The sequence below is a fragment of the Cesiribacter sp. SM1 genome (assembly GCF_020178975.1).
In the GTDB taxonomy this organism is placed as follows: Bacteria; Bacteroidota; Bacteroidia; order Cytophagales; family Cyclobacteriaceae; genus Cesiribacter.
Map to the genome: position 1 here is coordinate 755,719 of NZ_JAHXBU010000094.1, position 8,354 is coordinate 764,072.

The following is an 8,354-nucleotide window of genomic DNA, read 5'->3' on the forward strand; positions in this document are numbered from 1 at the left end:
ATTACATGAATAAAAAGAAAACACTGCTTATCTGCCTGGCAATTCTGCTGGCAGGAGGAGCGGTTTTAGCCTATATTTTTTTTACTGAACCTTCGGCCAGCCGTGAAGGAGCCAGCAGGCAGTCTGCCATGCTGGTAGATGTTGAAATGGTGGAGCAGGGAAGCTATCAGCCGCTTATTGTGGCAACGGGTAGCGTGCAGCCTTCAGCAGATATTGTGCTTAGCCCCCGCGTGAGTGGTGAAATCATAAGCCGCTCAGATGCTTTTGTGCCCGGCGGCTTTGTAAAAAAAGGGGAGGTACTGCTACAGATCGACCCTGCAGATTTCAGAAATACCCTTGAGTTGCGGAGGAGCGATTTGAGCCAGGCCATGGCCGATCTGGAAATTGAGCAGGGGCGGCAGAATGTAGCCCGCAGGGACTTTGAGCTGATCGACGAAAATATTACAGAAGAGAACCGTGAGCTGGTACTGCGGGAGCCCCAGCTCAATGCAGTGAAAGCAAGGGTTGAAGCTGCCCGGGCAGCGGTAGAACAGGCAAAGCTGCAGCTGGAGCGAAGTACCATAAGAGCTCCCTTCGATGCCCATATTTTAAGCCGTAATGCAAACGTAGGCTCACAGGTGGCACCCGGCGACGATCTTGGCCGCCTGGTAGGGCGCGATGTATACTGGGTAGTGGTAAACGTACCGCTCTCCAAACTGCGCTGGCTCACTTTTCCCGATAAGGAAGGCGAGCGGGGGTCGGAGGTTACGATCAGGGACCGCAAAGCCTGGCAGGAAGGAGAATATCGCACCGGCTACCTTTATAAGCTGGTAGGAGCACTGGAGGATCAGACCCGGATGGCGCGCCTGCTGGTGGCGGTTCCCGATCCGCTCGCTTACCAGGAGGAATCCGAAGGACTGCCTCCCCTGATGATTAACTCCTTTGTGGAGGCCAGCATCAAAGGCACAGAAATAAAAGATGTTGTACGGCTTAACCGCGATTGGGTGCGGCAGGACGAAACGGTGTGGGTAATGGAAGATGAAAAGCTAAGCATCCGCGAAGTTGATATTGTACTAAGCGATGCGGAATATGCCTACATCAGCAAGGGCCTGCAGGAGAACGACCAGGTGGTAACCACCAACCTCACTACCGTTGCCGAGGGTGCCGAACTTCGCAGAAACAATCCGGACTCTGCCGCTGGCGGAGGGGATACAGCAGCTACTGCAGCAGGGCAGCGCCGGCAGGGAGCACAAACTATGGGAGGTACACGCTAAATGCAGGAGAAGGACTCACATAACAATCAGGAGAAGCAGTACAGCGGTCCTATTGCCTACATGGCACGCAATCCGCTTGTTGCTAATTTGCTGATGATCATCCTGATTGGTGGTGGTGCCTGGTCGATGTACAATATTCAGAAAGAGGTATACCCACAGTTTCAGCTCGATATTGTAGAAGTAAGTGTGGTATATCCAGGAGCGGCACCCGCAGAGGTGGAGGTGGGCATTCTGTTGCCGGTAGAGGAAGCTGTCAGGGGGGTGCAGGGCATTAAAGAAGTTGTCTCCACCGCTTACGAAGGCTCCGGAACAGTAGAGATAGAACTGGTGGCCGGAACAGAGCGCATGAAAGCCTTCCAGGATATTGACCAGGCCATCGCCAGGATACGCACCTTTCCCGATGAAATTGAACAGCCGGAGGTGCGGTTGCAGGCGCGGCAGCGTAGTGTAATAGAGGTTGGCCTTTACGGTAATGTTGATATCTGGACGCTAAGAAAGTTAGGAGAGCAGCTGCGCGACCGCCTGCTGAACAACGAAGCCATTACACAGGTAGAGCTTGGTAATGTACCGGAATATGTTACCCACATTGAAATTCCCCGGCACCGGCTGCGGGAGTACAACCTCACCCTGAACCAGGTAGCGGAAATCATCCGCCAGTCGAGCGAAGATATTCCCGGCGGGGCCGTTCAAACCAATACCGGCGAAATTTTGCTGCGGATGAAGGAGCGCAAGCAGTGGGCAGAAGAGTTCGGTAATATTGATGTTATTACCACCGGATCTGGGGCCACGGTAAAGCTGGCAGAGCTGGCCTCCATTACCGATGGTTTTGCCGAAGAAGGTCTTCATGGCCAGTTTAACCAGCAACCTTCCATAGAGCTGAATATATACCGGATCGGAGACCAGTCGCCCCTGGAGATTGCCGCTGCTGTGCAGGAGATCCTGCAGGAGTTTGAGGCTTCGCTGCCGCCGGGTGTGCAATACCGCATTGACAGCAACACTGCCGAAGATTACCGGGAGCGCCTGTACCTGCTGGCCGAAAACGGGCTAATGGCCGTTGTGATTGTTTTGCTGATACTGGCCCTTTTCCTGGAATACAAGCTGGCCTTTTGGGTAATGATGGGTATGGCCATTGCTTTTGTAGGCAGCATACTGTTTTTACCCCTGTTTGGCCTCAGCATTAATATGATCTCGATGTTTGGCCTGCTGGTGGTGCTGGGTATTGTGGTAGACGATGCCGTGGTGGTAGGCGAAAACATTTACGAATACCGGCAGCAGGGTAAAGGCTTTCTGGAGGCGGCTATCACAGGTGCTAAAGACATTTCCCGGCCTGTTGTGTTCAGCATTCTTACCAATATTATTGCCTTTGTGCCGCTGTTGTTTATTCCGGGCGAGACGGGTAAGTTCTGGTGGCCCCTACCGGCGGTTGTAATCATAGTACTTTCCATTTCGCTGTTCGAGGCCCTGTTTATTTTGCCGGCGCACCTGGGGCACAGTTCAGATAAAAAATCTTCTAAAGTGGCTAAAAAGCTGGAGCAGTGGCAGGAGGCTTTTTCAAAACACTTTCAGAAGTTTGTAGACCATTACTACAGGCCCCTGCTAAAAAGAGGTTTGCAAAACCGCTACATTACCCTTAGTGCTGCCGTTACGCTGCTGGTGGTGGTGGGCGGCTATGGCTACAGCGATCACATGGGTATTATTATGATGCCTGAAGTAGCTGCCGATGAAATAGAAGCAGGCGTTACCCTGCCAGTGAGCACTACCCCGGAACAGGCGGCAAAGGTAGCCACTGAGATTACAGAATCAACGCTGCAGATGTTTGAAAAACATAACCTGTTTGAGGTGGCCGAGGGGGTAAAAACAAATGTGCGGGGCCAGAATATTATTGATGTGGAGATTGTGATGAAACCACCCGACGAGCGCGATATGTCGGCCCGTGAGGTAATTAGCCTCTGGCGGGATGAGATCGGGCAAATAGAAGGGGTGGATCAGATTACTTTTGAAGCAGAGCGTGGCCCCGGAGGTTACCAGCAGGATATCAGCGTTGACCTGAGCCACTCCGATATTGAGGTGCTGGAAAAGGCCAGCCAGGCTTTTCTGGAGCGGGTGGAAGCCTTTGAAAACACCCGGGATGTAAACGATAACTACAACAAGGGCAAGCTGCAGTTCGATTTTGAGCTACTGCCCGAGGGCCGTAATCTTGGCCTTACCCCTACCGCTGTGGGGCAGCAGATCAGGAATGCCTTTTTCGGAGCGCTGGCCATGCGGCAGCTGCGTGGAAACAACGAGGTAGAAGTGCGGGTAAAGCTGCCGCTCGAGGAGCGGAAAGACCTCTACAACCTGGAAGACTTTGTAATCCGTACCCCCGGGGGAGTGGAAGTTCCGCTGCTGGATGTGGTTACGGTAAACGAGCGCGAAGCCTTTACTTCCATAAACCGCCGCAACGGGCGCCGGGTAGTTACCGTGGGCATGGATGTGGAACCGGCCAATACAGTTACACAGGTGCTGGAGTCCCTGCAAAGAGAGGTGCTTCCCCAGCTTAGGGCCGACTATCCCGGCATAACCTGGAGCTTTGAGGGCAGCCAAGCCGAGATGCGGGAATCTACCCAATCGCTCTGGGGTGGCTTTACACTGGCCATGCTGGTAATGTATGCCCTGCTGGCCATTGCTTTTAACAACTACCTGCAGCCTCTTATTGTAATGATTGCCATTCCATTTGGCCTGGTAGGCGCTGTAATCGGGCACATCCTGCTGGGCTACGACCTATCCCTGGTGAGCCTGATGGGTGTAATTGCATTATCAGGAGTGGTTGTAAACGATTCCCTGATCATGATCGATTATGCCAACCGGAGACGACGCTCAGATGGATCTGTTTTAGAATCGATTCACGAGTCGGGCGTTCGGCGTTTCAGGCCTATTATCTTAACCACCTTAACCACCTTTGGAGGCCTCACCCCCATCATACTGGAAACTTCTCCCCAGGCCAACAACCTGATTCCAATGGCCATATCGCTTGGGTTTGGTATTATCTTTTCTACCGCCATCATACTCTTGCTGGTTCCCTGTCTCTACATGATTCTGGAGGATATCAGGTCGCTGGTAAAAGGCAGCAAAACTTGATTTTCCATCTTTGGGTTATAAACAGCTGCCTATATTCTTTCTGTATAAAAGAGCAATCAAGCTTCTAACCGATGGTTTTGGTGAAATGTACTATATCATTAACTATGAATGACTTAGCGGCAGGCCTGGATCGGGAAGCGCAGTTTGCAGTGGAGCCCCTGCAGGAAAAGATCTGCCGCAGGGCTGTAGAAGAAAACAATATGATGTTCAAACATATTAATCGGATTCAGATTTTACAGTAGAATTATTGCTAACCCTTTATGCTTGTCAGAAGAAACTTAAAGTGGAGCATTATTTTCCACTACACCTGGAAACACTTGCTCTACTACACCATACTTTCCATCATTGTGTTCCTGTTGCACGATCACTTTGAGATCATCATCCTGCACCTGCCATTTAGTACCATTACAGCTTTGAGTACTGCCCTGGCCATCTTTCTGGGTTTTAAAAACAACAATGCCTACGACAGGTGGTGGGAGGCGCGAAAGATCTGGGGCCTCCTGGTAAATTACAGCCGGGCATGGGCGCGGGAGGTAATCACGATGATCATTCCTGAAGATCCGGGTGAGGCAGCGGCAGTAAAAGAGTTGCAGAACCGCATGATCAGGAGGCACATTGCTTTTGTGCATGCCCTGCGGGTTTTTCTGCGAAAAATACACCACTACAATGAAACAAGCCAGGTAGAAGTGTACGAGGAGCCCAATGAATATTCAGATACTGTAGCCTTTCTGGAGCCCCGGGAGTATGAGCTTTTTCATCATAAGAATAACCCGCCGAACTACCTGCTGGAGCGACAGGGCAAGGATCTGCAGGAGGCTTTTAAGCGGGGCTGGCTTTCGGATTTTCGTTTTGTAAAACTCGAGGAAACACTTGTGGAGTTCAATAACATACAGGGCAGGAGCGAACGCATTAAAAACACACCCCTGCCCCGGCAGTACAGCTTTTTCTCCAGGGTGTTTGTGTTTATACATGCTTCCCTGCTCCCTTTTGTATTTGTGGAGGAAATAGGCTGGGCTACCATTCCCTTATCTATCATCATCTCCTTTGTGTTTCTATGTCTGGACCTGGTAGGCGAGCGCAGCGAAGATCCTTTCGAAAACAGGCTGGAGGATGTGCCGTTAACAGCCCTAAGCCTTACCATTGAAACCAACCTGAAGGAGCAATGGGGCGACGATAACTTTCCTAAGGCAAAAGATACCCGAAAGGGTGTGGTGCTCTAAGCGATGCACCGGCCCTTGGGCTGGCGATCTGTGCTGCTGTTTCACTAATTTAAACAGAACCACATTTGGTGTGTTAATTAGCATTGGTGAGATGATGCAGGATTTTGGAACAAGAATTTATTTCTCTGCTGATCAGGTGGTACAGCTAAAAAATGATTAGAAGCTTTTATAAGAAAATTGCGGCTGCCCTGGCGCTTTTTACAATAGAGCTGCTGTTTGTCTGGACGCTTTTTTTAACATGCATTATTATATTCTTCTACATCAGCTCCGAGGTTAGGGAAGATGACACGCTGGGAATTGACCAGGCAGCTTTTTCGTATGCAGGAAACATTGCATCGCCAGAACTTACCAGCTTTTTTGAAGGCATAACATTCTTTGGTTCCAGGAATTTTCTAACACCTGCGGCTTTGCTGCTGGTTGGCTATTTTCTTTTTGTACGAAGGCACCGCTGGCATTCCCTTAAAGTACCGGTAATTGCCCTGGGCAGCATTACATTAAATCTTGTACTGAAGTACCTGTTCGACAGGCCCCGGCCTGTAATGCCACTGGTAGAGGCTTCGGGACTTAGCTTTCCGAGCGGGCATACCATGGTGGCTGCATCCTTTTACGGGCTTATCATTTACCTGGTGTGGCGCCATGTGGAAAAAAAGCCACTGCGGAACATACTGGTGCTGCTCCTGTCGGTCTTCATCATTCTTATAGGCTTTAGTCGTATTTACCTTCGGGTGCACTATGCTTCTGATGCCATGGCGGGCTTTGCTGCCGGATTCTTCTGGCTGGTGTTAGGTATATGGTCGTTGCGCAAAATGGAAAAGTTCTCACGAAAGGAAATAACACCGAGCCTTGAAGAAGAGGAGCAGCCAAAAGGGCCCTGATGCTGCTGGGCCGTTTTCTGTTTGTGTTCTTAATATCTTAATAACTGATATTGGTATCTGATTCAGACCCTTACTAAATTTTCTTTCGGTGCATACATCTGCTAAACTATCTGATGCTGTGAAACAGGCACTTGTACACCACAGGGTTAGTTTGCTGTTAACTGATCAGCACAACAGGCCAACATAAGACAAGAAATTTTGCAGGCATGCTTAGCCCGGGAAAAAAGCTATGGAAATACTGATCGTTTTTTTACTGATACTGCTCAATGGTGTATTTGCCATGTCGGAAATAGCACTGGTGTCTGCTAAAAAGCCACGCCTGGAGGCAGAGGCCAAAAAAGGTAATGCAAGCGCAAAAAGAGCTCTTAATCTGGCAAATGCTCCCGATGTGTTTTTATCAACAGTACAAATAGGCATTACCCTTATAGGCATTCTTACCGGTATTTACAGTGGCGAAGCCATTACAACAGACTTAGCACTTTTGCTGGCATCGGTGCCATTTTTAGCTCCTTATGCAGGTGGGCTTGCGGTGGTAATTGTTGTGGTGCTGATTACTTTTTTTACGCTGGTGCTGGGTGAACTGGTGCCCAAGCGCATCGGCTTGTCAAACCCCGAGGCCTATGCAAAGCTTTTGGCCGGCCCCATGACGCTGCTCTCCAAAATAACCGCTCCCTTTGTGTGGCTGCTTACCAAAACATCTGATTTTGTGCTGCGCATCTTTAACATAAAGCCCGCAGAAGTACGGGTTACAGAAGATGAAATCAGGGCCATGGTAGAAGAAGGAGCCAGGGGCGGTATTGTGCAGGAGGTAGAGCAGGATATTGTGGAGCGGGTCTTTCACCTGGGCGACCGGCGAATCAGCTCGCTCATGACCTATCGTACAGATGTGGTCACTATTCCGGTGCATGCAGGTATTTCCCAGATCAGAACTACGCTTAGCGACACACTTTTTTCTGTGTATCCTGTTGTTGAGCACAACCTCGACGATGTGCTGGGGGTGGTTTATCTGAAAGATATGTTCAGGCATCTGGGAGAGGAGAACTTTCAGCTGCAGGACTATATAAAACCTGCCACCTATGTTGCAGAAACTACCTCTGCCTATAAAGCCCTGGAGACCTTTAAGCACACCGGCGTACACTACAGTCTGGTATCTGATGAATATGGAACTGTAATGGGAATTGTTACCATGAATGATATACTGGAGGCCCTGATAGGCGACAGTGTAGAGCTGGGAACAGAAGAGTGGGGTGTTCAGCAGCGCGACGATGGCAGCTGGCTCATTGACGGAGATTATCCCTTTCATGACTTTCTGCATTATTTTGATATACCCTCAGATGACCAGGTGCACCATTTCGATACACTGGGTGGCCTGATCCTGAATGAACTGGGCTACATCCCTAAAGAAGGAGATAAGCTGCACTGGTCGGGGCTGGAACTGGAGGTAATAGATATGGACCGGGTTAAGATCGATAAAGTACTGGTCAGGAGGATAGACAATGGGTTTACTGATTGAATATTCTCCGCTTCAAAGGCTTCTCTAGCTCATTTTTAGCCCTGCTCCACAATCAGTAGTGCCCACCGGACTACCAGAAAGAGTATGCCTGCAGGGCCGAATACGGTGGTTGTAATGTTTTTGCCGGAAAGCAAGTAGTAATAAGCAGGGCTCCCTTGCCTGCCACTGATAAGGCATTTTTATTGTTTATCTGAGGTAATGCACTGTAAAAGTTCTTAAAAAGTACAATCTGTGGCCAGTTAATATACTTATTATTAGGGGCTTGTTGATTTAATTCGGACCTTTGTAACAATCTTCTACGTTTAATGTTTTTTAGATTGTTGCATAAATATTTTACTAAAATTAGCTCTATAATTTTTATTCCAGCGTATATCAA

General features: G+C 49.4%; 6 protein-coding genes. All 6 read left to right on the plus strand.

Annotated elements, in window-relative coordinates:
- Positions 1–5 precede the first annotated feature (5 nt).
- The 6 genes from KWJ01_RS27285 (at position 6) to KWJ01_RS27310 (ending at position 7,978) form a co-directional block, all read left to right on the plus strand.
- Complete coding sequence (locus KWJ01_RS27285) at positions 6–1,253, plus strand: efflux RND transporter periplasmic adaptor subunit (RefSeq protein ID WP_225000308.1); 1,248 nt, start codon at positions 6–8, stop codon at positions 1,251–1,253.
- Entirely contained in the window at positions 1,254–4,370 is a 3,117-nt protein-coding gene (locus tag KWJ01_RS27290; RefSeq protein WP_225000309.1) for an efflux RND transporter permease subunit, read from the plus strand. It begins immediately after the preceding gene.
- Between the two features lie 104 nt (positions 4,371–4,474).
- Positions 4,475–4,612 (plus strand): hypothetical protein, encoded by a 138-nt coding sequence (locus tag KWJ01_RS27295; protein ID WP_225000310.1) that lies wholly within the window; start codon positions 4,475–4,477, stop codon positions 4,610–4,612.
- 18 nt (positions 4,613–4,630) lie between these two features.
- A complete protein-coding gene (locus KWJ01_RS27300; RefSeq protein ID WP_225000311.1) occupies positions 4,631–5,590 on the plus strand; it encodes a bestrophin family protein in 960 nt (319 codons plus the stop codon).
- 152 nt (positions 5,591–5,742) lie between these two features.
- On the plus strand, positions 5,743–6,465 hold the full coding sequence (locus KWJ01_RS27305) for a phosphatase PAP2 family protein (protein ID WP_225000312.1): 723 nt from the start codon (positions 5,743–5,745) through the stop codon (positions 6,463–6,465).
- 229 nt (positions 6,466–6,694) lie between these two features.
- Positions 6,695–7,978: a hemolysin family protein gene (locus tag KWJ01_RS27310; RefSeq protein WP_225000313.1), complete on the plus strand. Its 1,284-nt coding sequence runs from the start codon at positions 6,695–6,697 to the stop codon at positions 7,976–7,978.
- Positions 7,979–8,354: the final 376 nt, after the last annotated feature.